We start from the raw sequence: 25,282 nt of genomic DNA, 5'->3' as shown, positions 1-25,282 counted from the left end.
GATCTCCTTTGCCGAAACTTTGCCCTTTTCTCAGTTTCCCGTTAATTCCGTAATGATTTGTTTCGCTATTTCACGATCATCAAAATGATGTTTCACCGTACCAATGATCTGATAGGTTTCATGACCCTTCCCGGCGATCAGAATAATATCACCTGTACCGGCATGACTGATCGCATATCTGATGGCCTGTTTCCGATCTGTAATCTTCTTATAAGCCATACCCTTGACACCTGCTGCCATTTCCTGAAGAATCGCTTCAGGATCTTCGGTTCTTGGATTATCGGAAGTAAGAATAGCCAGATCACTGTGATCGACAGCTATTTTCGCCATCACCGGACGTTTGCCTCTCTCTCTGTCACCCCCGCATCCAACAACGGTAATGATCTTTTTTTTCGCAAATTCTTTAATGGTTGACAGGGCATTTTTAAGACTGTCCGGGGTATGTGAATAATCGACAATAACGGTAAAGTCCTGTCCGGCGCTGACTGTTTCGAATCTTCCGGGAACGCCCTTTACCTGTTCAATCGCCTGAATCATCCCGCTCATTTTCAGTCCTTTCACGGAGCAGGCTGCGATAGCTGCCAGAACATTGTAAACGCTGAATCGACCAATCAGTTTCATGGCCACCGGGTAGGTCTCGCCTCCTGTCACCAGAGAAAATGAAGTACCGGTTGGGGTGATCCGGATCGATGTGGCACGAAAATCAGCTTCATGATCAATACCATATGTGATGACAGGTGCTGCGGTCATCTGTTTATAGACGTTCGACACTTTGTCGTCAACATTTAATACGGCAGCTTTAATTTCCCCATCTTCACTGTAGCGGTTGCCCAGCTGAGAAAAAAGCAGACTTTTCGCATACATGTAGTCTTTCATCGACCCATGCAAATCCAGATGGTCCTCTGTCAGATTGGTAAAAATGGCAACATTAAAATCGCAGCCTCTGACCCTGCCGTCATAAAGCGCATTGGATGAGGTCTCCATCACAACGGATGTGGCCCCCTGTTCCTTCATAGCCGCCAGATTTTTCTGGATCAGATGGACTTCAGGGGTTGTATTGTCAACAGGACTGAAATGATCTTTGTAATGCATGCCCATCGTACCGATAACACCTGTACGGATTCCGGCGGCTTCCTGGATAGCCTGCACAAGATAGGTGATTGTTGTTTTTCCATTTGTTCCCGTCACGCCAATGAGATGCAGCGAGTGGCTGGGATGCGCATAGTAGTGATCAGATATCATGGCCAGTGCACGATGTGTATCATTTACATAAATGACCGGCACCGAAACAGACAGTTTATCCTGAGCAACGATGGCCACAGCACCTTTCTGTTCTGCCTGAGCAGCATATTGATGACCATCCACATGATGCCCCTTAATGCAGAAAAAAAGTGATCCCTGAGTGACAAGCCGTGAATCAATGACCAGATCGGAAACCTCCGGATCAAAAGCCCTGTCCTTCCTGAAGTCAGGCAAAATTTCCAGACATTTGGATAACTTCATAAAAAAACACGTCCTTAGTTTTTCATTATAAAAGAGAACGGTACTGAGTGTTAACCTTTTTTTCACCCGGCGAACCTATGTATGCCGGAAAGCGTACAGACCTGCCGCTTCCCCGTCCCTTGCTTATTTTAATCGTCCGGTTTCTTTTTGTCACCTAAGTATATCATGATTGTTGAACCTTGTTTAACCTTGATACCGGCCTCAGGCGATTGCATGGTCACCCTGTCACCACTCCCCTGTGTTTTTATTTTCAGGTCAAACAGTGCATTTTGAAGATCCTGTTTCTTCTGTCCAACAAGATCAGGTACTTTGATCATGGGCTGATCCGGCCAGCGGGTCTCTTTTTCAAGGCCGCCTTTTTGTCTCTTTACGCCAAGTGCGCTCAGGCTGTCGCCGATAATCCTGCCGGCGACGGGTGCAGACACTGTGCCTCCGAACTGAACCGTATCCTTCGGGTGATCGATTGCGACATAAACGACAATTTCCGGATCATTAGCCGGAGCAAAGCCAAGGAACGAAACGATATAATTTCCCTGCATGTATCCGCCGCCCTTCGGATTCACTTTCTGGGCTGTTCCGGTTTTGCCTCCGACACGATAACCTTCAACGTAGGCATTTCTTCCTGTCCCCTGGGCAACAACACTTTCCAGCGTCTCCCTGACCTTTTTTGACGTCTCAGATGAAATAACCTGCCGTTTAATAGTGGGTTCAATCCGGTTGATGACCTTCCCTGTATCGGTATCTACCCACGCTTTGGCCAGACGGGGTTCATACAGATAACCGCCGTTAATTGCCGCAGATACAGCTGTAATTTGCTGAATGGGGGTAACGGAAACCCCCTGACCAAATGCTGTTGTTGCCGTCTCAAGTGGTCCAACTCGATCTTTTTTAAACAGAATGCCCGTTGCTTCACCCTGGAGATCAATCCCTGTTTTCTTGCCAAAACCGAATTTTTCAATATATGAAAATAAACGTTCTTTACCCAGTCTTTCCCCCAGTGCGACAAAGCCCGGATTGCATGAGTTCTGAACGACCTCAAGAAAGGTCTCGGAACCGTGACCGCCTCTCTTCCAGCAATGCAGATGAGTCCCGGCAACATCAATCGAACCGGAATCATAAAAATGATCCTTTTTAAGATCTACAACGTTCTCCTGAAGCGAGGCAGCGAGCGTAATGACCTTAAAGGTCGATCCCGGCTCATACGTGCGCCAGATCGGCAGATTGTGATTATAAATTTCCGGTGGTACCTCTTTGTATCTGGCGGGGTTAAAATCCGGTTTCGAAGACATCCCGAGAATATTTCCATTCTTTGGATTCATGGCAATGGCGAGGGCGCTGTCCGGTCGATAGAGAGCAACAGCGTTATTCAGCTCTCTCTCGATAATGGACTGAACGCGCGAATCAATGGTCAGCATCAGGCTTGATCCACTTTCCGGAGGTGTATACTTGTCTTTCAGATCAGACATTCGGTTACCCCGAACATCGGAAAAATAGGTGACACTTCCATTTTTCCCTTTAAGTCCATCATTATAATACGCTTCGAGACCTGTCAGTCCCTGATTGTCAATTCCTGCGAATCCGAGGACGTGGGCGAGATAATTTCCCTTTGGATAATCCCGTTTAAAATCCTCGGCAATGAAGACACCGGGTAACGCCAGGCTCTTGATCTTTGATGCTTTTTCATTGGAAATCTTCCTTCCCTCCGGCGTCAGGCGAACGATCAGTTCATTCTGAGATATTTTTTCCAATGCACGGCGCCTGCTCATGCCCAGAATTTCGGATAAAGCATCTGCCGTCTTTTCACGCTGCCTCTTTTTTATCTGCTTTGGCACAACCAGCACAGAAGGGCTGCTTATATTGGTTGCCAGCACTTTCCCGCGTGCATCCAGAATGTCACCGCGCTCTGCTTCGTAGGGAATGTTTTTCCCCCATTCTTCAAGAGCTTTTTGAGTCAGCCAGTCATTATTAAAAATCTGGACATAAATCAGCCTCACGATAAATATGGCAAAAATACAGAGCCCGCCTGCAAGGATCAGCAGCAGCCGTTTCTTCACCAGATGTTTTGGTATACGCAAAAAAGCCCCTCCTATCTCCCCTTGTCCTAGCCATATGACCAGATTCAGAGAAATAGAACAGGCTGCGCGTTCACTCGTTCTGCCCTTCCGGCTGATTCGAGCTGCTTTTCGCATCTTCAGTTGTTTCTTTTTGTTCCGGGCCCGGCTGATGGGGAGACAGTTGAAGGGTTAAGTCAGATCCGCCCTTTACACGTGAACCAGGTTTCGGTTTCTGTTCTGTCACAAAGCCGTTCCCCTGCACTTTCAGTTTCATACCGGCTGCCTCGGCAAACTTCATACTGTCTGCCAGTGACCAGCCGGACAGATCAGGAACGGTCGCTGATCCGGATCCAAGAAGAATCACTCTGCTTCCCTTTACTGCCTTGTCACCGGCAGCGGGGGCCTGCTTTGAAACGGTTCCTGTACCAGCGGAAACCGGGTTCAGTCCGCTGTTTTTCAGCGCAGCTTCGGCCTCTGTTATGGACTGACCGGTATAATTGTCCACCTTTTCCGAGGATGTCCCCATATCTCCGCTTTCCGGACTGGCTTTCCGGACCTGCATGTACTGCAGGCTGCTGGCCATCACCGGTCGGACAATCTGTTCTACCGGTTCTGCTCCAAGATCGGTCGGTTTCAGTTGAGGCTGTTTCACAGCGACGTAAACGATTAATTTTGGATCCTTTTCAGGTGCCATCCCGAGAAAAGAATAGATGTAATTATTTTTACCCGGCAGATACTGACCGTCCACGGCAACCTGAGCCGTGCCGGTCTTTCCAATCACATCATAACCTGGAAGATCATAAGCAACTCCTGTTGCATTATATCCCTTCACCACGTCTTTTGCACTGACTGCCCGGCGAAGGAGTGACCGGGTCTGTTCAGCTGCCTGAGGCGAAATAGGCTGGCCGGCAACAACCGGCTGATGATCAACCACCGTTTTTTTCGTTTCAGGATTAACCACTTTGTCTACCACATACGGCCGCATCATTTTTCCATCGTTTGCTATGGCTGTGGCTGCCTGAACAATCTGTATGGCTGTAAAGGCGGACGCCTGACCAAACGAGGCTTCCAGTTTATCAATCGGCCATGTCCAGTTCACCAGACTGGACCGTTCTCCGGGGAGGTCAATCCCTGTTTTTTTCATCAGACCGAATTTTTTAAAATACGCGCCCAGCCGGTCCGGACCGATATATTTATCAGTCAGTACGGACATACCTACATTGGATGAGAGTTCAAACCCCTGATTAAATGTGATCGTTCCCCAGCCGCCGCGGTGCCAGTCGTGAATGGTTCCGCCTTTGGTCTTATAATCTCCAGAGGGGTAAGTCGCCTGACCATTATAGACACCGGCATCAAGGGCTGAAGCGACCGTGAAGGTTTTCATCACCGAACCGGGTTCATAAGGATCAGAAATAGCACTGTTGCTGAATTGCTTTATATCACGTTTATTCGGGTTAAAACCCGGCAAGGACGACATGGCAAGGATTTTACCGGTCTTCGGATCCGCAACGACACCTACCATGCTTTCAGGTGTATATTCTTTATTTACACGAGTCATCGCCTGTTCCAGAACCGTCTGTATGCTGGAATTAATCGTCAGATGGGCGTCGTTTCCCGGCACAGACTTCGAGATCCTCTGATGTTCATCGGGTATCGGCACGCCTGATACGCTCTTGTAATAGCGAACCGTTCCATCTTTCTCTGAGAGATAACGATCAAGCGACTGTTCTATACCGAAAGCGCCCTGCTGCTGTTTTGTTTTGGAATCTGTCTGAGTAAAACCAATGGTATAGGCGGCACTTCCCTGTTCCGGATAATATCTTCTGGACTCAGTCAGATAGCCGATCCCCGGAAGCCCAAGTTTGTCAATCTGTTTTTTCTTCTCATAGCTGAGCATGCGTCCCTTCGAGCCAAACTCTACCTGGTAAGCGTTTTTATTCAGGCGGTTCAGCATATCGCTTTCCTTCATTCCCAGGACAGGAGCGAGCAATCTGGCTGTTTTTTCTTTATCTTTCACGTATCTGAGATTCCCCTGCCGGTCTTTCCCGGCATTAGGGCTTGTCACCGCAAACAGTGTGTAAGCAGGAACATCCTCAGCGAGAATACGGCCGTTAGCTGAATAGATCGTTCCCCGCTTTTCGTCGATCACTTTATATTGTGACCACTGATTCTTCGCAATAGGCATCAGTTTGTGCCCTTCAATTTCTTTCCCCTGTGCAATATAAACAAAGCGACCGATGATCACAAAAAAAGCCAGCATAAAACATGCGCCGACTAAGCCTGCCCAGAAACTGAGGGATCTCCTTTTTCTTTGAAACAAGGCCGGGCCCCCTTCTTTATGGAAGAACTTTAATTTTATTGACATCCAGTTTAAGATTTAATTTTTCTTCGGCAAAACGAACAATCCGTTCTGGAGAGCTTAAACTGTCTTTTTCTGTTTTCAGCTGCTGAACGGTCTTTGCCTGAGTATCCGCATGTGACTGCAGCTTCTGCACATCCTTTGATACCAGGAATAACTTTGCCTGATTGGCCACAATGCAGGCAGCGAGGAGGAACAGGACAGCGCCTGCCATGATCCAAAGCAGCTTTTCTCCTTTGCTGATACGGCGTGTGATGACAACCGGTTTCTGAACCGGTACTTGTCTTGTTGCAGGGGCTTCCTGCCCGCGAGAATGAAATGCGCGCTGCGTTTGACTCATCTGAATGATCCTCCTTCAATACTTCTTATTTTTTCTGCGACTCTGAGTTTTGCCGACCTTGACCTGCGATTATTTTTCAATTCTTCCTCGGTCGGAGTCACCGGCTTTTTGCCAATCCTCTGCAGAGGAGGCTTTGATTCTTCCGGCAGCTGAGGAAGATCAGGCGGAAGATCATCCGGTGGTTCACTGTATTTTTTAAAAAATTGTTTACACAGCCTGTCCTCAAGAGACTGAAAAGTGATCACGGCGATCCGTCCACCTGGGCGAAGCAGTTCCAGCGATTGATTCAGTGCTTCTTCAAAACTCCCCAGTTCATCATTAACGGCGATCCTCAGTGCCTGAAAGACACGCTTCGCCGGGTGACCGCCCTTTCTTCTGGCCGGTGCCGGTATCGCTTCTTTAATCAGCGTCACCAGTTCTCCGGTCGAACGGATTCGCTGAATTTTTCTGGATTTCTCAATTGCCCTCGCAATTTGTTTTGAAAAGCGTTCTTCCCCATACATATAAAAGATGTGTACGAGTCTGTCATACGGCCATTCATTAACAATGATCCCGGCATTGAGTTCCTGGTCTCTGTCCATACGCATATCCAACGGACCATCATGCTGATAACTGAATCCTCTTTCAGCATGATCGAACTGTGGTGACGAGACACCAAGATCAAAGAGAATCCCGTCCACCTGAAAAATGTCGTATCTGGCGAGCTGTTCTTTTAACTTACGGAAATTGGATTTGATAAAAGTTATTTTTTCTGAATAAACAGACAATCTGTTCTCGGCAGCATCCAGAGCTTCCTGATCCTGATCAAAAGCAAACAAATGTCCGCTGTGCAATTGTCTGACGATGGCTTCACTGTGGCCGCCACCTCCAAGAGTACAGTCAACATAAATTCCGGCAGGTTTCACATTCAGACTTCCAACGGCTTCTTTTTTTAATACAGCAATGTGTTCAAACATGCAACCAGACTCCTGAAGGGTGATAGTTGATCGGTATAGTTGATCGGTATAGCGGGCAATGCTTTTATAAATCGAGGTCCAGAAGGTTCTCCGAAATATCACTGAATGATTCCTGAGACTTTTCAAAGTAGCCCTTCCAGGTCTTGCTGTCCCAGATTTCAAGACGCGTTGACACGCCGATAACCGTACATTCTTTCTCAAGACCGGCGTAATTTCTTAATGGCAGGTTTATTGACACTCTTCCCTGTTTATCAAGTCCACATTCGCTTGCACCTGAAAAAAAGAATCGGGTAAACGCCCGGGCATCTTTCTTTGTAAACGGTAATGCCTTCAATTTATCTTCAATACGATGCCATTCTGATTGAGGATAGACAAAAAGGCATTGATCGAGTCCGCGGGTAATCACGAATGTTTCACCAAGTTCATCTCTGAATTTCGAGGGAATGATGAGGCGGCCTTTATCGTCAATATTGTGTGTGAACTCACCCATAAACATGACAGGCCGCCTCCTTGTTTTATACTTTACCACATCCCCCCACTTTTCACCACTCAATTTTTATAATTACCCCAGGATCCGTATCATAAACCACAAAAAAATAAAGCCATGGTTTCAGCAACCGATGGCTTATAATATAGGCATTCATAAATTTATGATATCTTATACGGTTAACCCGTCTTTCCGGTCTGTTTCACCCGGCATTTGCTTTCTTGCCTGATCCACTATCTCAAGAACGCGAACTACGGAATTGTAGTTTTTCAACAGGCTCCCGTATTCTTTCTCCAGTTTTCTGTATGCCTGATCAAGCATTCTATTTTCCGCTTCCAGCCTTCTGACTTCATTCTGCAGTTCCGGATTTAACGAAGAGGAGAGACTTAGCTTCAGCTGATTCAGTAATTCAATGGTTTCATCAATGGAGGTGCCGGCATTCTCCTTAAATTCAGCCGAAAATGAATCTGATGCTTCTTTCGCAGGATGCGTTTTCTTTCTTTGCTTCTTCCTTGCCTTACGTTCACTCTTCGCCTGACTCAGTTCCTGCACATATTGTTTCCTGACTGTAGAATTCCAGCGAAATCCACAGGCGGCGGCTGTACGCGACAGCATAGATCCTGCTTCGGCAAAAGCAGCAAGCTGGGTACTTCCTGACTTGATATGTCTGAGAACCGCTTCAGCAAGTTTGACATCTTCAGCGTGGGACCAGGCATCTTGTCGAATGGACGGCATAACTTTTCCCTCTCTTTTCTCATAGAATGGATGCGATCAACGCCCCTGTTCCAACCCTATGCACTTAATAGGTTCGATAGAATAAAAGAGAGGCAAACTTTTTGCCGTTCAGAAAGAAGAGAGGGAAGGCTTATTTGCGGAGGGTGAGCATTTAAAGCAGAATGCAACACATTTATTTAACAAAGCAAGGCAAAAAAAAGAGAAGCATGCGCTCCTCGCTTTTTTCATCAGTCTTTTTCAATTACGGTTTCACCTTTGTATGAGCCACAATTCGGACATACACGGTGTGCCAGTTTATATTCCCCGCAGTTATCGCATTTCACCATGCCCGGAACGGTCAGTTTGAAATGTGTACGCCGCTTATTCTTACGTGTAGTTGACGTTCTCCTTTTAGGTACTGCCACAGTACGCACCTCCTCAGAAAATCTATTTAATCGTCAAAAAACTTCTTCAGTTTTTCCAGCCTTGGATCAATCTGCTGTTTCTTCGTCTGATCAGTCACCAGCGACCAGCCTTCACCGGAAAGCCGGGCAGACTTGGCCTTCTCACTGACCACACGCATAGGTTTCTCTACCAGTATGGCTTCCACCACGTAGGGGACAAGATCAATTTGTTCATCTGTTATCCGATGAACAAACGTATCTTCCGGGGCCTCAGAATCATCGAAACCCGGCAGCAGAAACGTTTCTGAAGTATGTGTCTGAAAAGGATAGTCAACGTCTTCCAGGGTTACGGCACAAGGCAGAACCATCGAGCCGCTGATCGTCAGATAAAAGGTAAACGACCGTTTGGAGAACTGGACGTCCCCCTCAACGTCAACCACAGATATTTTTCTTACTTCAGGATCCGCTTGAAAAAGTTCCAGAGGCAAATGAACCTTTTCGTGAAATGCCAATCCTTCCTGCTTATGTTTCAGCAATTCGGGAACTGTCCATGATAAAGACATAGGGTACCACCTCTAGACAACAAATGTTATTATAATATCTGCCCAAAAGAATGTCAATCAGTGTCACACTGCTTTTCAGATTCATACAGGTTAACCGGCCGGCCATTCTCTTATACAGATATAATCCTAGTTTATTCACAGAATTTCTCCAAAACGCTCAGATGCTTGATCTGATCACTTTTCTCGATTACACCCTGTGCATGAAAAAAGTGCACGCAAAAAGGATCCAAATCTGGTAAAATTAAGTCACCACAACACCAGAGAGGATCCTTTATGATGACTACTTTATCGCAAATCACGTTAGATTTCAATCGAAAAATCAAACTATCAAACGATGGTGGTGAACTTTCTTCAGATAGCGGTCAACTGCTTTTTAAGGAGTTTGACGAGAAAATCGGTTTCTCAAAGACGTTTGAACGCCATTTGATACTGAATGATTCGCGCAAGAGTCCGTTCTATTCCAACGCAAAACTCTTTCGCCAGAAGATCTATCAGCTGCTGGCCGGTTACTCCGAGGATGACTCAGCCGATGCATTGATTCATGATCCCGTGTTTACCCAGGTTGTTGAAACATCCAAACTGGCGTCACAACCGACGTTATCCCGCTTTTATTATCGTTTCGACCAGAATACTCTTGATCAGCTCGCAGTGGCCAATCAGAAATTACTGGACAAAGTTCATCGATATCGCAAGAGCCGGGCACTGATTATTGACCTGGATTCCACTCACGTCGATACGTACGGCAAGCAGGAATCCTCAGACTATAATGCACATTACGGTACCATCGGCTTCCATCCATTGGTGGCGTTCGACGGGGCGACGGGAGATTTTTTGAAGGCGAAACTGCGTCCCGGAAATCGCTATACTTCTCATGGGGTCGCGGACTTTGTTCGGCCGATTCTGGAACACTACAACGAGCACTTTCCGGAAACCACGCCGTTCCTTCGTGGCGACAGCGGTTTTGCCACGCCTGAGCTCTACGAGCTGTGCGAAGAAGAATCCGTCTACTACGCGATTCGCCTGAAGTCGAATGCCATACTCCAGCGGATGGCTGAGGAGCTTCATCCCAACGATGCGTCGACCGGGGAGACCCAGTGTTACTATGAAGAAATGGCGTACCAGGCGAAGTCTTGGGACAAGCCCAGAAAAGTAATCGTTCAATCGGTTCGCCCGGCTAGCGAACTCTTCTTCACGCATACCTTTATCGTGACCAATCTGGTTGAATGCTTCTCCCCGAAACAAGTCGTTCTGACTTATCAGAAACGAGGGACCATGGAAAACTACATCAAGGAAGCCAAATCCGGATTCAGTCTGGATCAACTGTCCAGTCACAAATTTGAAATTAACGAAGGCCGATTGATGCTCAGCCTGATCGCCTACAATTTAACGAACTGGATGCGTACACTGACGTTTCCAGAGGGGCAGAAGAACATGCAAATTGAAACCATTCGAACCCGGATCGTGAAAGTGGCCAGTAAGTTGGTGAGGTCGGGGCGCTCCCTTTATTTCAAGCTGTCCTCCAGCTTTGTCTATCAGGACTTCCTCTGGAAAGTACTCGGACGGATTCAAAAACTTCAAATCGAATAGTGAAAGGGCACTCAGTTTGGTAGCATCAAAACGTTTTCATCAGGCCAACGGGGAAAGTCCATCTCAAAACGGTCCATTGTTGAGCGAAAGTTCAGAAATTAATCTTTCGAGTACGTTTTACGCGAAAAAGTAGACAAAATTAGGCAACCTCGTCCCGATAAACAAAAATCTCAAGAAACGATGAATGGTGAATAAATCAGGATAATTATGATAAAATGACTCAAGTGAGCTCTTCTATTACTCGAAAAGGATGCAGAGTCGATGAAAATAGCCGGAATCATAACAGAATATAATCCGTTGCACAACGGGCATCTTTATCAATTGAACTGGATCCGCCGCGAACTTAATCCCGATCTGATAATTATCGTTATGAGCGGCGATTTTGTCCAGCGCGGCGAACCGGCCGTTCTGTCAAAATGGGATCGGGCGCAATGGGCGTTAAAAGCAGGGGCTGATCTTGTGTTTGAACTGCCTTATATTTTCTCTGTCGGAAAGGCAGATATTTTTGCGCTCGGAGCCGTTTCCGTTCTGAATCAGGCAGGCGCTACACATCTGATATTCGGCAGCGAAGACGGCCGGATCGATGCATTTATCCGAACTGTCGATCTGATTGAAGCACACCATGCCGCATATGATCATGCGTTAATGCGTGCTTTGCATACGGGATTGAGTTACCCTAATGCACATGCGGCTGCCTACCGTCTGATAGCTGAAAGGGAAGCGGCAAATACGGTTGATCTGACCCGGCCGAATAACAGCCTCGGCTTCCACTACATCCGGGCGATAAGAAAATTGAACAGTTCCATGACCCCGATTACCTTGAAACGAATCCAGTCTGACCACAGTGATCCTGGTTTCCATCAGGATGCCCGCATCGCCAGTTCAACAAGTATCCGCAGCCATTTACTGAATCAGCATACTGATGAAGGGCTGGACAACAAGGTCCCTGATTATGTTTATTCTTTACTGATGAACCGGAAAACATCCGGCTGTCTGATGGATTGGAATGCTTGTTTTCCCTATCTGAAGTATCGGCTTCTGTCTTCAACACCCGGGCAGCTGAAAGAAATCTATGAGTGTGAGGAAGGCATAGAACACCGCCTTCTGTCCTGCATCAGATCAGCTGAAAGTTTCAGACAGTTTATTGGTATGGTAAAAACGAAACGTTATACCTGGTCGCGGCTGCAGAGGCTCTCAACGCATATTCTGACGCACACCCTAAAAGAGGAAGTCAGGGAACCTGCACAGAAGGGTGAGCTATCATATCTCCGGCCGCTCGGTATGAACTTGAAAGGGCAGAACTGGCTTTCCCACATGCGCAAACAGTTTCAGGTCCCGTTGATTTCAAAAATTCATAAACATCACCCTCCGCTTCTGGACGCTGATTCGCGGGCTGCCGGGATTTATGATTTCATTTCCGGCAGAGCTTCGTCATTCCTACCGGACACAGGCCAGATCCCCCTCCGTTTCAACGAAATCAAAGGTCTTTTTCAAGGTAATGGAAGCTCCCGCCAGTAAGAGACATGATCAGTTCCTCGTCTTTTCCAGATAACGGACGGCGTCTTCAAACGTTTTGACTGGGACAATTTTCATCTCAGAACCGATCTCTTTAGCCGTTTTTTTCGCTGCTTCATACTCATGCTCAGCTACAGGGGCAAAAAAGATATCTGTACCTGATTGATCTGCTCCGACAATTTTTTCAGAAATGCCGCCGATCGGTCCTACTGAACCATCTAACTCGATCGTTCCTGTCCCGGCGATATCTCTCCCCGCCGCCAGATCCTGTTTCGTCAGCTGATCATAAATTTCCAGTGTCATCATAAGACCGGCTGAAGGACCGCCAATATTCTGAATATCAAATTTCACCGGCGGATTGACATCCACTTTGGCCTGTTCACTCTGATAGATACCGATCCCTTCTTTTTTTCCGGCTTCGGCAAGACGCTTCGGAAATTTTCCAATTTCAACAGAAACGGTTTTTACCTGCTTGTTCCGGACAATCGTCAAAGCCAGGCGATCCCCTGCCTTTTTCCCTCCGATGAGCGCATTCATATCCTTAATCGAAGTAATCCTGTGGTTTCCCATGCCGATAATGACATCTCCGCTCTTCAGCACCTTGCTTGCAGGCATGGAGGGGATCACATCAAGAACGAGCACCCCCTGCTGTACAAGTTTCGGATGTTTTCCAGCCGTTTTATAGGCAATATACGCAGCACTTTGCTGGGCACCGGTCATGTAATTTTTCTGTCGCAGGTTATACGCTGTATCATCCTCATCGGGCAGCCGGATATTCTTTTCCCGAATCAGAGTCGTGTACTTGTTTCCGTCAAATTTGGCCCAAAGATATTGATAAATATTGGCCTGGCCCAGATATATGTATACCAGTCTGTAATTACCATTGACGGGATAAGCATCACTGACTTTTACCATACCGGCCATGGACTGGGCTTTTCCGGGGCTCTGTACAAAATAAGGGAGCCTGATGAAAAATAATGTGAGCAGCGTCAGGGCCAGGACCATAATCAGGCCCTGAATAATTCTTCTCCTTTTTCGCAAACAACCAGCCTCCTCTCATCACACTGCAGGGCATGACCTTAGTCTGCAGAAACGGGATGATATATGTACTTATTTTATTATGAGATATTTCCTGTTTTTGGTCTACTTAAAAGGTCAGTTAAGTATATGTGATATAGGACAAGAAGTCCGCACCGCTGCGATACATAGAAAAGGGGAATCTCATGGGACGTACACGACACGCAACCTATTTTCTCGGAATATGTTCCGCAGGCATTGCCCTTTTAATGATTATTTATCCGGAGACGGCCGTACGTGCCTCTTTTCAGGGTCTGCAAATGTGGTGGGAGAACGTATTCCCTGCCCTGTTTCCTTTTTTTGTTCTGACCGAGCTGATGATCGGTTTTGGTGTTGTTACGTTTGCCGGCGTTCTGCTTGAACCGGTCATGCGGCCGGTATTCAGGGTTCCGGGTATTGGCGGATTTGTGTTCATGATGGGTCTTGTTTCCGGCTATCCGGCCGGTGCACGGATGACTGCCCAATTGTATAAAGAACAGAAACTGACAAAATCTGAGGCAGAGCGGTTATCCAGCTTTACAAATTTCAGTAACCCCCTCTTTCTGTTCAGTGTGACGGCCGTACAGTTCTTCCACCAGGCTTCGCTCGGCATCGTGTTTGCACTGGCTCATTATTTCGGAAATATCGGGGTAGGACTCATCATGCGGGCATATAAGCCCTTACCTTTTCAGAAAAAAAGAACCCATAGTCACTTCTCATTATTTGCAAGAGCACTGAGAAGCATGCACAGTGAACGAATGATCAGATACGAGCCCCTCGGTAAAATGCTGGGAGATGCCGTGATCTCATCCGTCCGTACATTACTTGTAATAGGTGGATTTATCATGCTGTTTTCCATGCTTTACCAATTGTTCAGAGAAACCGGAACGGTAACCTGGATCGGTTCGATTACTGGACCACTTTTTGAATTAGCAGGACTGACACCGGAACTCGGTCAGGCCTTGTTGCCGGGAATCTTTGAAATGACTATCGGGGTACATGAAGTTGCGGTAACAGGCGCCCCTGTGCTGGAACGGGTAATTGTCGGCAGTGCTTTACTGGGTTTCTGCGGTTTTTCCATCCAGGCTCAGACGGTCAGTATTCTTTCTCAGGCCGGTCTCAGTGCGAAACCGTTCCTCATCGGCCGGCTGATTCACGCCATACTTTCCGGTATCGCAGCCTTCCTGTTCTATCACATGCTGCACATCGGAGAAAAGATGACGGGACCATCTGCTGTTCCAGCGACTGCCGGCACGCCCGTTTATTCCGAAATTCAGCTCGGACCCATCATGACTGCTTCAGTCCTGATCCTTTTCATTCTTATTCTGCTGAAAAGAATGCAGTCCGGGAGGCATCAGTGAGCGCTGTTACTGATTCGCATATTTATTCCGGATCGCCGTTTCGACGACATCCGGCACCAGACCATGCACAGAACCTCCATATTTAGCCACTTCTTTGACCATGCTGGAACTTAGAAAAGAAAATCGGTTACTGGTCATCATAAAACATGTTTCAATCTCCGGGTTAAGATTTTTATTGATTGAAGCAATCTGAAGCTCATACTCGAAATCAGATATTGCTCTTAATCCACGTAAAACGATGGATACCTTTTTTTTATGTACATAATCCATCAGGAGACCATCAAATGAATCGACTGTGACATGTCTGAGATCTTTCGTTGCTTCAGTAAGCATCTCCACTCGCTCTTCGACTGAAAACAGCGGATCCTTTCTTGAATTATTCAATACAGCGACAATGATGTGATCAAATACGGAAAGACCGCGTTTTATAATATCCAGGTGTCCGTAAGTCACCGGATCAAAACTGCCTGGATATACGGCTGTCTTTTCTGTCACAATGAATCACTTCCCTGATTATCCTTTTTAAACTGATATATCGTTATGGCCGTTCTTCCCTGATAGGTCCGATGTTTCCATACATTGAGCGCCTCTCCGAACGATTCAGGAAGGCTGACCTGAACATCGTGTTCGGCAATGATCGAAGCCTGATGGTTCAGCAGGTTTCTACTGAGAAGCCTCTCTATATCCTGAACAAGATGTTCTTTTGCATAGGGCGGATCCAGAAAAATATAATCAAAGGTGTAACCGTTTTCAGCCAGTTTTTCCAGTGCCATCAGCGCATCAAGACGATAGATCCTGCTGCGATCGGAATAGCCGCAGTGAACCACATTTTCGCTGATAATCCGGCAGGCTGCTGCTGCCCTGTCAACGAATACCGCAGAATCCGCGCCTCGGCTCAGGGCTTCAATACCCAGTCCGCCGCTTCCGCCATACAGGTCAAGTACAGAGCCCTCATTAAAATAAGGGCCGATCATATTAAACAGCGATTCCTTTACTTTATCCGTGGTCGGGCGCGTCATCCGTCCGGAAACGGTTTTAAGCGCCCTTCCTCTGTTTTCTCCGGCAATCACTCTCAAATGTCAGACAATCCTTTCGAAAATAGATCCTTCATGTATAGAAACACGCAAACAAGTGAATAATAGCTGCTGGCAACATCTCTAGTGATGTTGGCCCAACCGCGGATACTTACGTTTCCCCATAAGTTTTCCGCCGGTTTCTCCTCTCCCATTGTCTTGCATCTGTTGATGCATGAAGACACCCGCAGCTTGTCTGCGGGGTTTTTTCATACTTTAAAAGAAGAGGAAAAACTATTGTTGAAAAAATGGTTCAGAAAAACGAAACCTCCGGCGGCGCCTGCAACCTGCGCACCATATTAATTAAAGACACTGTCTCTTTCTTCGTTCTTTGTTTTCCCATTCTCATATGTCGTCTTTATCTCCTGCAAATGAGAATAGTCAACCTTCCGGACAAATTTAAGTTTAGACAATTTTTCAACGACGGAATTCGTCGCTTCATGGTTACAATATAATACCGCATATTTCATTCTTTTTGAAACGTAATGTAGATACCCGTAACGCTTCAGAATACGCAGGTGCTTCGTATGATAAAGCCAGATGATTAAACCATCTCTCTCTTGGATCTGCATATGATATGAACACCTCTGTACAGCTTTTTCTATCCGGATATTCCGCTTATGCCGAACGGGTTGTGCGGCATTTGCACTTACCACCGGCACCGCACCCTGCATTGCATGCACGGTCAAAGAAAGGATCACCGGTTGGTACTTTGACAGACTTGGAAACAGATCGTGCAAGTTCAAGGCTGACCTGTCCAAGCAGATCGTCCAGTTCCTTCTCTGCATGCTTATAATCGGCTATCACGGGATGCAAGTCAACTTCCCGCTTGACATCCATCATTTGCCTGATTACCTTTTTAAAATCAGGATGATATCTTCCAAAACGTTGCACTTCATTATATTTTTCACGGATGATTTTAAATTTACGAATAACCTGCTGTGCTGAGGAGCTGGCTGCAACATGATTTCTGCAAATCATATATTTCTCATAGAGTTCTGAGTGTGTCAGCATATCAGCGAGTTGTTCCGCCTCGTCAAGTAACGACACACTTTCCATTGTAACCATCATATTCCCCACCTCCGACTTAACTAAAATATACAACAAATGAATGGAAAGTTCCATTCATCCGTCAGACTTCACCCTTCATTCTCCTGTATTTTTCGACGTCATTGACTGGGCCATACTCATCAGCATGGAGATCATAGCTGCATTTTCGCTGAAACGATCAAGTCTCTGGCTCATGGTTCGCCCATAGAAAAGATCTGCCGCTTTTTTAAGCCGGCCTGTTTCCCATGGCGATCGGGACAATATCCTGTACCATTCGGGATGCAGCCGTACAAATATCAGTTCCTCGGGTCTGTCATGCAGATATTGCTGAATTTCCGGTCTCATCCGGAATCAATCCCTTCTGAAATAGAATGGCGGTCTGCGTCCGTCTTCAAGAGATCTGTCCTGCCCGCTCTGCCCCTGTCCCTGACTGTCTGTTTTTGTCTCCTGCCTGAACTGGCCAATGAGGGTCTGAATTCCGGTAATTGCACCGTTCAGCGTATTCAGCCTCTCCTGCCATTGCCGGGTATCAATGTGGTCTACTTTTTCCATAATTTTATGCCATGACAGTTGCGCGCCTGTTTCTTTTTTTTGATCCGACTGATCCGACTGATTCGAACGCCCCCCGTACTTTTCCCAGATCTCATGAGATTCACCAAAGATAACCCAATCATCAAAGACTTCGCTCCACCTTTTATCATGCTCCCGGACATAGGTAATGATCTTGGGATTTCGGCGTAAAAAAGCTTTAAAACGTTTCTTTGCATCGTTCGTTCTGTCTTCAGTCATCTCTATTGCCCTCCTTCCCGCCGGGTCCTTTACAGCTCAAGGACCATTTCAGCGCATTCTTTTCCAGAATCATTATATTCATGCAGGAGGGCTTCTGTGCCGGCAGCAGGTTTGTTATTCAATCCATTTAAAAATCCTGCGGCGTGACAAAATCCTGAGTATAAAAATTTTTATAAGAGCCAACGCCCAGTTCAGTATATATGTCGCTTAAAAGATTCTTCCTGTGATCGATACTGTTCAACCAGCCAAGAGTGACCGCGACGGCATCCGGATATTTTGCGGCAATATTCTCACCGGCAGCTCTGAACCGGATGTTTTCCCTTTTCAGTCTGGCGCTTAAATCACCTGACCACTTTGAATCATGTGAAAAATATTTTTTGGTATACATTTCTCTACTGTGTTTATAGGCTGCCCGATGTGCTTCCTCACTCCATCTCAGGGGTTCGAGATGGAATCTCTTTCTGAGCACATTACTCATATCGAGAATTTGCTTATCTTCTGCCTGATTAACCGTTTCCCATTCCTTATCATTAAGTGTTTCCTGAGGCGAAGGTAACTGCCCGCTGTAGGTCATGGAATAGGGATGCTGTTCGGCGAGTACCTTTGTCGTCATATATCTTACCCCGGTCAGCCGGTCGGTCACATGGTCAAAGTTAAGCTGAACCCACCCTTTCCCGAATTTAATCAGAGGACGGACCATCATATCTTCCTCGTTTAATTCAAAATGAATCGATGTCCCTCTGTAGTTAAGAGAAGGCGTATCACTGACCCGGACCTGTGAGTAAACTTTCTGTGATGCCTCACCCATTTTAAAAGGGGGAATGGACAGCTCTTTACCCAGGGCATAGATCGTCGTCACTCGTCGGGTCTGACTGTCAATACCGATCTGCAGATAACGTTCAGAGTTTCTTCCGTATATATACCAGTCATAACCGAATGGGGTTGGATCGATCCGCTCCGGCTTACCTAAATCCCGGGTAATTTCGGATACCTGTTTACCGATAAAGGTGTGAATACCACTTTTCGGAACCTTAAAATCGGATTCAATATGTGAAGTACCTGCAGTCGTTCTCGGATCCCGATTGGCGTCTGACCCGTCTGATTCAGGAAAACTGACCAGACTGAGGAGAAAAGTTGCTGCAAAAACCATTACAGCAATCAGAAAAATAATGATATTGGTTTTGCGCATACGATTCCCCTTCTTTCCTCATGATTGTCTCAGAGTCATTATACTGGTACTATTTACGTATGAATACAGGAAATGTTCCTTTTTCCCATTTTTTTCGGAAATAGCGCGTCACTCGCCATACAGAATAACCAGAATTTTATCGTGCTTCAGTGAAGCCTGGCCGACACCTGTCAGGCTGTATTCCCGGTCCATACTGATCTGTTCCTGATTTCTCCACTGCCTGAGTATCTGATCCGGGTTTTTAACTTCTTCAGCAGTGAGATGAAGGACCTGCACATCGATTTTGACGGATCCTCTTCCCAGGCTGTGCATCAGGCGTTCAATGTTTTCCGGTTTCACCCTGCGCGATTTACCGGAGGCAAGTTTTTCTGCTTCACGGCGCGCAAACCGGAACAAATCCCAGTCGGGTTCGAGGGGAGTGAGGCCAATCCGTTTCCGCTGCTGATTCATTTCTTCAGCCACCCGTTTCTCCAATGCACCAACAGGTGTAAAATGCTTTTCTGAAGGCTTCACCTCGGCGATGCTGCGTGTATTGGCAGCCTGTCCCAGGGAAGAAGAAAAAAAAGGCCCCGATATCCCGCTCTCTGCCAGGAACAGAAAAAGAAAAACGAGCAGTCCGCTGCAGATTCTTTTCACACTGAATCCTCCCTGCCGAAAAATGATGATCCGTACCCATTTTCGCCAGTATCTGCGGCTGATAAACGTTTTTCTCCACTGAATTTCTCGTCTGATCCCAGCCATTTAGCCATATAAAACGTGTCAATCCATGTTTCCCCGACCTTCAGCGCCCCTCTTCGGATCCCTTCAACCCTGTAGCCTGAAGTCCCAAACAGAAGCATAGCCGGCCGATTGACAGAGGCCACCGTCAGTTCCAGGCGCACAATGCCTTTTTCTTTTGCCTGAACTTCCGCTGCATGAACAAGTCTTCTTCCACATCCCTGCCTTCTCCGATCACCTCGAACAGCCAGCATGATCTCTGCCCGATGCATCGCCTGTGGCAAACGATTCCCCTGCAGAAGAAGATAACCGTTCATCACCTCTCCATCTTCTTCAGCAAGAACCGTCATATGATTCTGTTTCAGAAGGGCACGGAGCATGTTTTCCGGATCAGCTTTCGACATGATGGCCTCTCGGAATAACTCCGGAATAAAATCACTTTCCCGCGACAGTTGAGTGATAAGAGGTAATAAACGGCCGGCATCTTCCGGCATGATTTTTATTATTTTGCTCACACGCACACGCCCTCCAGAAATATTAATCTCCTGTTTAGTCTATTTCGGATCGCGTGCAAACATGCTCCAGAAAAAGCCGCAGCGGACTACTCACCGCCAAACTGCTGAATTTGATTATAGATGCCGGTAATTTGTTCAATGGTACGCATCATTCCTGAATCGTGCAGGAACTGAGGAGTCAGCCTGCCATCTGCAAGCTGTGCCTGCATCCCGTTAATGCCTTCCCGGAGTTTTTCATTTTGTGTAATCATCTGATCATGCAAGTCACTGACTATTTTCGGAGCTTTTTGTTCGCTAAAACTCAAAATATCTTCCTCCATGGCCTGTAACTCTTCCTCAAGCTCGCGCTGCGCCTGCCTGTCTGTTATCGCATTTCCTGAAAGCGAAGGCAGATCCTGTGCAAAGCTGCTTACCTTACTGACATACTGAGTGGATTGATTGACGTAAGTCAGGACATCGTTGGTATCTTCGAGAAGGGAACAGCCCGTCAGGATCAGGGCCATGCAACCGGTCAGTAAAAGGCGTTCCATCTTTTTCATAGATATCTGTCCCTCCGATAAATATAAGACTTTTATTTTCCAGATATTGCAGCTGAAGTGAAAATACAAGAGGATAAAAGAAGCCTGGCGCCGGCAATACCCCGGCTGCACGTACACGAAAAAAATGTTTTTATCGTGAAAAAACCGGAGGGGGCGTATCCTCTCCGGCAGGTGAACAGTAATCAGTCTCAGTCAAAAAACGTGGCAACAATCATGGTCAGAAAAAGAAGAGTCATATAATTCAAAGACAGGATAAACATGACTTTTGACCATTTGGCCCTGTTTTTCGTAAACAGACCATAAACCGCATAGCCAAGCCATCCCGCCCCCATAATCAGCGCAGCTGTTAAATAAAAAACACCAAGGGGATAAAGTAATAACGAAGCGGGAATCAGTACCGCAACATAAATAACCATCTGACGCTGAGTGATCGCAAAACCTGCCACTACGGGCAGCATCGGTATTCCGGCGCGTCGATAATCTTCCACTTTTTTTATTGCCAGTGCAAGAAAATGAGGCGGCTGCCATAAAAACATGATAAGAAACAGAGTCCACGGAATCGGTGAAGCCATAGAGGGATCAATCGCCGCCCATCCGATAAGCGGGGGCACGGCACCGGCGAAACTGCCCACAACGGTGTTGATCGAGTAGGTTCGTTTCAGCCACATGGTATAGATCAGGACATAAGTGCAAAGTCCGATCAAACCAAACAATGCTGCGGCCGGTGAAGCAGTAAGAAGCAGGACCAGCCCGGCCAGTGACAGGAAGGCCCCCATTCTGAGCACTGTCAATCCATTGAACCTCCCTGTCGCAGAGGGTCTGTCACGTGTCCGTACCATCAGGGGATCAATATCCCGGTCAATATAGTTGTTCAAAGAACAGCCGCCGGCAATGACCAGTGCTGTGCCAGCCATGACAAAGATCACCGGCCAGAGGAAATCAGAAAGAGTCTGTCCGGTAAAGTAAAGAGCCAGCCAGACACCTGTAAAAGCGGTCATCAGATTTGAATTGACGATACCTATTTTTATGGTTGTCAGAACATCTTTTATAAGATGCCGCTCAGCCGGAGGATCATAGGAGGCAGTATTCCTTTCCAGTTGCTGTTCTGTAACCATCGTTTTGTTCATTTGTCTGCCCTCTTTCATCGGGACGCATGGCTGCAACCTGCGACTCATGCGTTCAGCTATTTATTCTATTGATTAGTTTAAAATTTCCGAATGAAAGGAGACATAATGACGTCTCCCTTTTTTCAGTAAACAGCTTTCACATTTATTATATATGATCTGGAATGCTTTGTCTTGAATTTAACACAATGCAATGATAAGCGTCACACTTATGAGTAACAATTGATCATCAGTATCCCGAAATCTGTTAAACTAGTGATGTGCGCGTATGATCAATCAGTGAAATGCCTGAGTGCCTGCCCGTGCATGCCTGTTCCGGCTCAATTTCAGTCACCTGGCAGAAATCAGGCGAAAGGCAGGCCACGGCTAAGTTCTCCTTCCTGAGAAGGATACGCCGTATAAGCTCTTTCAATTAAAATTCAGAAAAAGGTGATAGATATGAAAGACCGTCTACTGTGGGTATTAAGTATTGCCAGCGCCCTTGCTGTGCTGGTTGTCATTCTGATGGGAGCACTTGTTACGAATACGGGCTCGGCTTATGGGTGTGGAAACAACTGGCCGTTATGTAATGGTGAAGTGATTCCCTCCTCAACCGCGCATCAGACCTGGATTGAATTCAGTCACCGGGTCGTATCGGGAATCACAGCCATTCTTGTCGTTGTTGTGTCGGTCTGGATCTGGTTCAGGCTGAAACAGGTGAAAGAAGCACGGTTTCTTTCCATCGCAGCCGTCTTCTTCATTTTTCTGCAGGCGTTTCTTGGGATGGGCGCCGTGGTCTGGGGACAATCTTCAGTTGTGCTTGCGCTCCATTTCGGGGTCTCTCTGCTTTCCTTCGCAAGTCAGGTCCTGATCACTGTTCTGGTTTTTGAAGAAACGGATGCACATGCTCATCGAGTGGTGCCACCCATTAAGAAGGGGATGACATGGAATTTTATCCTGCTGAGTATTTATACATATATTCTGCTGTATTCAGGGGCATTCGTCCGGCATACCGAATCATCGCTCGGCTGCACGGATTTCCCGCTCTGTAATGGGCGTGTATTCCCCGAAACATGGATCAGCAAAGCAGGGGTTCAATATCTGCATAGAATTCTGGCGCTCGTCCTTCTGATCTGGCTAATCTGGACTTTAGTCGTTGTCATGAAACGTTACAGCAGCACGCCAAGCTTGTCCATTATCCTGTTTATCTCGGTGATACTGATTCTGCTCCAGGCAGTGTCCGGCATTTTCATTATCCAGACAAAGATGGCACTAATATTCCTTCTGCTCCATGCCTTATTCGTTACCTTGTTTTTCGGGCTTCTGATGATTCTTCTGATGTTCAGTCTGCGAAGATCCGAGCAATAAGTCCGACCTTATCCTGTTCACGATCAGATCGATCAGACGGACCTTTTTGAATCACCTGGATAAGTGAACCTCACACGACTCAAGTCGTGTGCTTCTGGGAACATTGCACACTTACCTAACGTTCAGGCAGAGGTCACAACTCTTTTACCAAGGCTCGTCCCGAGCCGAAGAATATTCTTTGCTGCGTTAATATCTCTATCGTGATGATGCCCACAGCCAGGGCATGTCCAGTCCCTTATGTCTAACGTATGCTTTCCGTCATCATAACCACATTCCGAGCATATTTGTGATGTCTTATTGAAGGCGGCCATCGAAATAGGCCACTCGTGCCAAAAAGTAGGCCATGTTCTGCCACAACATGAGCCACCTTCTGCAAGTAAATAGACCAGGAGGCAGATGGTGAGCCCCGTCAGTTTCTGCGCTGTTCCCTTTCCCTATCTTGAGAGAGTATCCACTTTCTCTGAGAACCTGGCAAGGGTAAAGGCTCCGCCCTCCCTACGGTCGCCCTTGTCAGAACCTCAAAGAAAATGGTCGTAGTAGTTAGATAGGGAAGGGCCAGAACCGGCCATCTATTGATGAATCTTACTAGGATTTTTCTCTAATTTTTCCACCGCCAATCATCATGATCGAAATCTTCGAAATAGCGGCCTGTTCACTGGGCGTGGACAAAAGGCATTATTCAATACCTATGGATCAAATTATGGCAGAAGGTGGACTAATTCTTGGCATTAGGTGGCCTATTTTTTGGCAAAAGGGGGCCGATGACGTGGCCACCGTCATCTTATAGGGATTGACAATGACTATTGTTTTACCGCACCATGCACATTTGTATTCAAGCATCCGTCTCATTTCCCGCCAGGATTGATTAACAATTGCTCTGGATAATTTGTGATTGCGTAGAAGATTTTTTGCTTTCAAATCTTCCATGACAATGACATCATTATCTTTAACTAATTGCACTGTAATTTTATGGAGATAGTCATTGCGTTGATTAATAATTTTCTCATTGTATTCAGCAACCATTAATTTGGCTTTTTTATAATTTTTAAAGTCATCGAGGCATCTGGGATTAAGTACCTTATATGCTTATCCCATGCGATTTCTTTCTGAGCTTGCAATCTACGCCTAGCTAACCGTTTCTCCCAGTAATGTTTCTTCCTGGCTAAGATTTTGTCAAAACGAATGGTAGATAACTTAATACCATCCGATCCAATGACTAAATCGGCAACACCCAAGTCAATACCTAATTGCCTTCCTGTTTTGTTGAATGTTTGGTTTTCATATTCAACAAGCAGCACAGCATAATATTTTCCTGTTGGTGATAGACGAACAGTTACTGATTTAATTTTTTCAGGGATTTTAATTCCTGCTTTGAATCTCATAATTCCTAATTTCGGTAATTTAACATGATGTTTATTAACTTGTTTAATGTTTTTACCTACACATTTTGATTGATACCTTTGTTTCGGATATTTCTTTGATTTAAACTTTGGAAAACCGGTATGTTCTTTGAAAAACTTTTTATATGCTTCCACCAGATCATGATTCGTACATTGTAAACTGGTACTCTCAGCATCTTTTAACCATGGATACTCAATCTTCAAGGCTTTAAGCATGTTATTCAATGCAAAAGCGCTAAGAAAAGAAGAGTCGGGATTGTTGTGGTATCGTTCAATCATCATGTTTAACATCTGATTCCACACAAAACGGTTATAGCCAAAGTTTAATTTAATTTTAAGTTTTTGTTCTTTGTCAGGATATATTCTTAACTTTAAACCTTTTAATACCATTGTTGTTTCACCTCTTTTCTTTAACTATAATATATCATGATGTTATTGTCTTGTAAATATTATGATTAAATGTTATTATAGTCACGAGGTGACAATGATATGAGTACGATAGCGAGTAACAAAACAAGAACACTATTGACCATTGAGAAAGACTTAAAGAAAGAGTTGGAACAAATAGCCGAAGAACAAAACAGATCATTTAACAATTTAGTGATTACAGTATTGAAAAGATACGCCGATTCATCTCATG

28 protein-coding genes are annotated in these 25,282 nt (G+C 46.1%); 4 read left to right on the top strand and 24 right to left on the bottom strand.

Annotation, left to right across the window (positions count from 1 at the left end):
- Positions 1-30: 30 nt before the first annotated feature.
- The 9 genes from ABNN70_RS09620 to ABNN70_RS09580 all read right to left on the bottom strand — a co-directional run bounded on the left by ABNN70_RS09620 (position 31) and on the right by ABNN70_RS09580 (position 9,380).
- A complete protein-coding gene (locus tag ABNN70_RS09620; protein WP_353947674.1) occupies positions 31-1,503 on the bottom strand; it encodes a UDP-N-acetylmuramoyl-L-alanyl-D-glutamate--2,6-diaminopimelate ligase in 1,473 nt (490 codons plus the stop codon).
- A gap of 128 nt (positions 1,504-1,631) precedes the next feature.
- Positions 1,632-3,578, bottom strand: coding sequence for a stage V sporulation protein D (locus ABNN70_RS09615; protein ID WP_353947673.1), 1,947 nt, complete (start codon positions 3,576-3,578; stop codon positions 1,632-1,634).
- Between the two features lie 70 nt (positions 3,579-3,648).
- Positions 3,649-5,877, bottom strand: a complete 2,229-nt coding sequence (locus ABNN70_RS09610) for a penicillin-binding transpeptidase domain-containing protein (RefSeq protein ID WP_353947672.1) — start codon at positions 5,875-5,877, stop codon at positions 3,649-3,651.
- Between the two features lie 16 nt (positions 5,878-5,893).
- Complete coding sequence (gene ftsL / locus ABNN70_RS09605) at positions 5,894-6,256, bottom strand: cell division protein FtsL (RefSeq protein ID WP_129929149.1); 363 nt, start codon at positions 6,254-6,256, stop codon at positions 5,894-5,896.
- On the bottom strand, positions 6,253-7,212 hold the full coding sequence (rsmH, locus tag ABNN70_RS09600; protein WP_353947671.1) for a 16S rRNA (cytosine(1402)-N(4))-methyltransferase RsmH: 960 nt from the start codon (positions 7,210-7,212) through the stop codon (positions 6,253-6,255). Before rsmH ends, ftsL begins: the two co-directional genes overlap by 4 nt.
- Before the next feature lie 64 nt (positions 7,213-7,276).
- Positions 7,277-7,708 carry a division/cell wall cluster transcriptional repressor MraZ gene (gene mraZ / locus ABNN70_RS09595; protein ID WP_129929147.1) on the bottom strand — a complete coding sequence of 144 codons (432 nt, stop codon included), beginning with the start codon at positions 7,706-7,708 and terminating at the stop codon, positions 7,277-7,279.
- 162 nt (positions 7,709-7,870) lie between these two features.
- Positions 7,871-8,434, bottom strand: a complete 564-nt coding sequence (locus ABNN70_RS09590; RefSeq protein WP_353947670.1) for an RsfA family transcriptional regulator — start codon at positions 8,432-8,434, stop codon at positions 7,871-7,873.
- A gap of 227 nt (positions 8,435-8,661) precedes the next feature.
- A complete protein-coding gene (rpmF, locus tag ABNN70_RS09585) occupies positions 8,662-8,838 on the bottom strand; it encodes a 50S ribosomal protein L32 (protein ID WP_129929145.1) in 177 nt (58 codons plus the stop codon).
- Between the two features lie 26 nt (positions 8,839-8,864).
- Positions 8,865-9,380, bottom strand: coding sequence for a YceD family protein (locus ABNN70_RS09580; protein WP_353947669.1), 516 nt, complete (start codon positions 9,378-9,380; stop codon positions 8,865-8,867).
- Between the two features lie 276 nt (positions 9,381-9,656).
- Between ABNN70_RS09580 and ABNN70_RS09575 the strand changes: the two genes are divergently transcribed.
- Both ABNN70_RS09575 and ABNN70_RS09570 read left to right on the top strand, forming a co-directional pair.
- The gene (locus ABNN70_RS09575; RefSeq protein WP_353949386.1) at positions 9,657-10,967 is read left to right on the top strand and encodes an IS1380 family transposase; all 1,311 of its coding nucleotides are present in this window, start codon (positions 9,657-9,659) and stop codon (positions 10,965-10,967) included.
- 261 nt (positions 10,968-11,228) lie between these two features.
- On the top strand, positions 11,229-12,485 hold the full coding sequence (locus ABNN70_RS09570) for a nucleotidyltransferase (RefSeq protein WP_353947668.1): 1,257 nt from the start codon (positions 11,229-11,231) through the stop codon (positions 12,483-12,485).
- Between the two features lie 9 nt (positions 12,486-12,494).
- Here ABNN70_RS09570 and ABNN70_RS09565 read toward each other — a convergent pair whose 3' ends face one another.
- Entirely contained in the window at positions 12,495-13,523 is a 1,029-nt protein-coding gene (locus ABNN70_RS09565) for a SepM family pheromone-processing serine protease (protein WP_240697274.1), read from the bottom strand.
- Positions 13,524-13,705: 182 nt separating this feature from the next.
- Between ABNN70_RS09565 and ylbJ the strand changes: the two genes are divergently transcribed.
- Positions 13,706-14,899 (top strand): sporulation integral membrane protein YlbJ, encoded by a 1,194-nt coding sequence (gene ylbJ, locus ABNN70_RS09560; protein ID WP_353947667.1) that lies wholly within the window; start codon positions 13,706-13,708, stop codon positions 14,897-14,899.
- A 6-nt stretch (positions 14,900-14,905) separates the two neighbouring features.
- Here the strand turns inward: ylbJ and coaD are convergent, their stop codons facing one another.
- The 11 genes from coaD to cyoE all read right to left on the bottom strand — a co-directional run bounded on the left by coaD (position 14,906) and on the right by cyoE (position 21,898).
- Positions 14,906-15,394: a pantetheine-phosphate adenylyltransferase gene (gene coaD / locus ABNN70_RS09555; protein WP_129929141.1), complete on the bottom strand. Its 489-nt coding sequence runs from the start codon at positions 15,392-15,394 to the stop codon at positions 14,906-14,908.
- The gene (rsmD, locus tag ABNN70_RS09550) at positions 15,391-15,969 is read right to left on the bottom strand and encodes a 16S rRNA (guanine(966)-N(2))-methyltransferase RsmD (RefSeq protein ID WP_326407536.1); all 579 of its coding nucleotides are present in this window, start codon (positions 15,967-15,969) and stop codon (positions 15,391-15,393) included. Before rsmD ends, coaD begins: the two co-directional genes overlap by 4 nt.
- A gap of 302 nt (positions 15,970-16,271) precedes the next feature.
- Entirely contained in the window at positions 16,272-16,544 is a 273-nt protein-coding gene (locus tag ABNN70_RS09545; RefSeq protein ID WP_353947666.1) for a YlbG family protein, read from the bottom strand.
- Positions 16,545-16,590: 46 nt separating this feature from the next.
- A complete protein-coding gene (locus tag ABNN70_RS09540) occupies positions 16,591-17,040 on the bottom strand; it encodes a YlbF family regulator (protein ID WP_240697273.1) in 450 nt (149 codons plus the stop codon).
- 78 nt (positions 17,041-17,118) lie between these two features.
- The gene (locus tag ABNN70_RS09535) at positions 17,119-17,367 is read right to left on the bottom strand and encodes a YlbE-like family protein (RefSeq protein WP_129929137.1); all 249 of its coding nucleotides are present in this window, start codon (positions 17,365-17,367) and stop codon (positions 17,119-17,121) included.
- A 6-nt stretch (positions 17,368-17,373) separates the two neighbouring features.
- Positions 17,374-17,811: a spore coat protein YlbD gene (ylbD, locus tag ABNN70_RS09530; protein WP_353947665.1), complete on the bottom strand. Its 438-nt coding sequence runs from the start codon at positions 17,809-17,811 to the stop codon at positions 17,374-17,376.
- 127 nt (positions 17,812-17,938) lie between these two features.
- Positions 17,939-19,000 carry a CAP domain-containing protein gene (locus ABNN70_RS09525; RefSeq protein ID WP_353947664.1) on the bottom strand — a complete coding sequence of 354 codons (1,062 nt, stop codon included), beginning with the start codon at positions 18,998-19,000 and terminating at the stop codon, positions 17,939-17,941.
- Between the two features lie 108 nt (positions 19,001-19,108).
- On the bottom strand, positions 19,109-19,636 hold the full coding sequence (locus ABNN70_RS09520) for a hypothetical protein (protein ID WP_129929135.1): 528 nt from the start codon (positions 19,634-19,636) through the stop codon (positions 19,109-19,111).
- A complete protein-coding gene (locus tag ABNN70_RS09515; RefSeq protein ID WP_129929134.1) occupies positions 19,633-20,232 on the bottom strand; it encodes a GNAT family N-acetyltransferase in 600 nt (199 codons plus the stop codon). Before ABNN70_RS09515 ends, ABNN70_RS09520 begins: the two co-directional genes overlap by 4 nt.
- An 86-nt stretch (positions 20,233-20,318) precedes the next feature.
- Entirely contained in the window at positions 20,319-20,771 is a 453-nt protein-coding gene (locus ABNN70_RS09510; RefSeq protein ID WP_353947663.1) for a DUF6376 family protein, read from the bottom strand.
- A gap of 188 nt (positions 20,772-20,959) precedes the next feature.
- A complete protein-coding gene (gene cyoE / locus ABNN70_RS09505) occupies positions 20,960-21,898 on the bottom strand; it encodes a heme o synthase (RefSeq protein ID WP_353947662.1) in 939 nt (312 codons plus the stop codon).
- Between the two features lie 435 nt (positions 21,899-22,333).
- On the opposite strand from cyoE, the gene ABNN70_RS09500 reads away from it, so the two are divergent.
- A complete protein-coding gene (locus ABNN70_RS09500) occupies positions 22,334-23,242 on the top strand; it encodes a heme A synthase (protein ID WP_353947661.1) in 909 nt (302 codons plus the stop codon).
- 122 nt (positions 23,243-23,364) lie between these two features.
- On the opposite strand, the gene ABNN70_RS09495 is transcribed toward ABNN70_RS09500, so the two are convergent.
- From ABNN70_RS09495 to ABNN70_RS09485, 3 genes are all read right to left on the bottom strand, one after another.
- The gene (locus ABNN70_RS09495; protein WP_353947660.1) at positions 23,365-23,553 is read right to left on the bottom strand and encodes a zinc ribbon domain-containing protein; all 189 of its coding nucleotides are present in this window, start codon (positions 23,551-23,553) and stop codon (positions 23,365-23,367) included.
- A 382-nt stretch (positions 23,554-23,935) separates the two neighbouring features.
- Positions 23,936-24,265: an IS200/IS605 family accessory protein TnpB-related protein gene (locus tag ABNN70_RS09490; RefSeq protein WP_353947659.1), complete on the bottom strand. Its 330-nt coding sequence runs from the start codon at positions 24,263-24,265 to the stop codon at positions 23,936-23,938.
- Entirely contained in the window at positions 24,265-25,032 is a 768-nt protein-coding gene (locus tag ABNN70_RS09485; protein WP_353947658.1) for a transposase, read from the bottom strand. Before ABNN70_RS09485 ends, ABNN70_RS09490 begins: the two co-directional genes overlap by 1 nt.
- Positions 25,033-25,282: the final 250 nt, after the last annotated feature.

It is taken from the genome of Sporolactobacillus sp. Y61 (assembly GCF_040529185.1).
Lineage (GTDB): Bacteria > Bacillota > Bacilli > Bacillales > Sporolactobacillaceae > Sporolactobacillus.
Note: the sequence above shows the minus strand (reverse complement) of the source record. Positions and strands in the feature narration are given on the sequence as shown.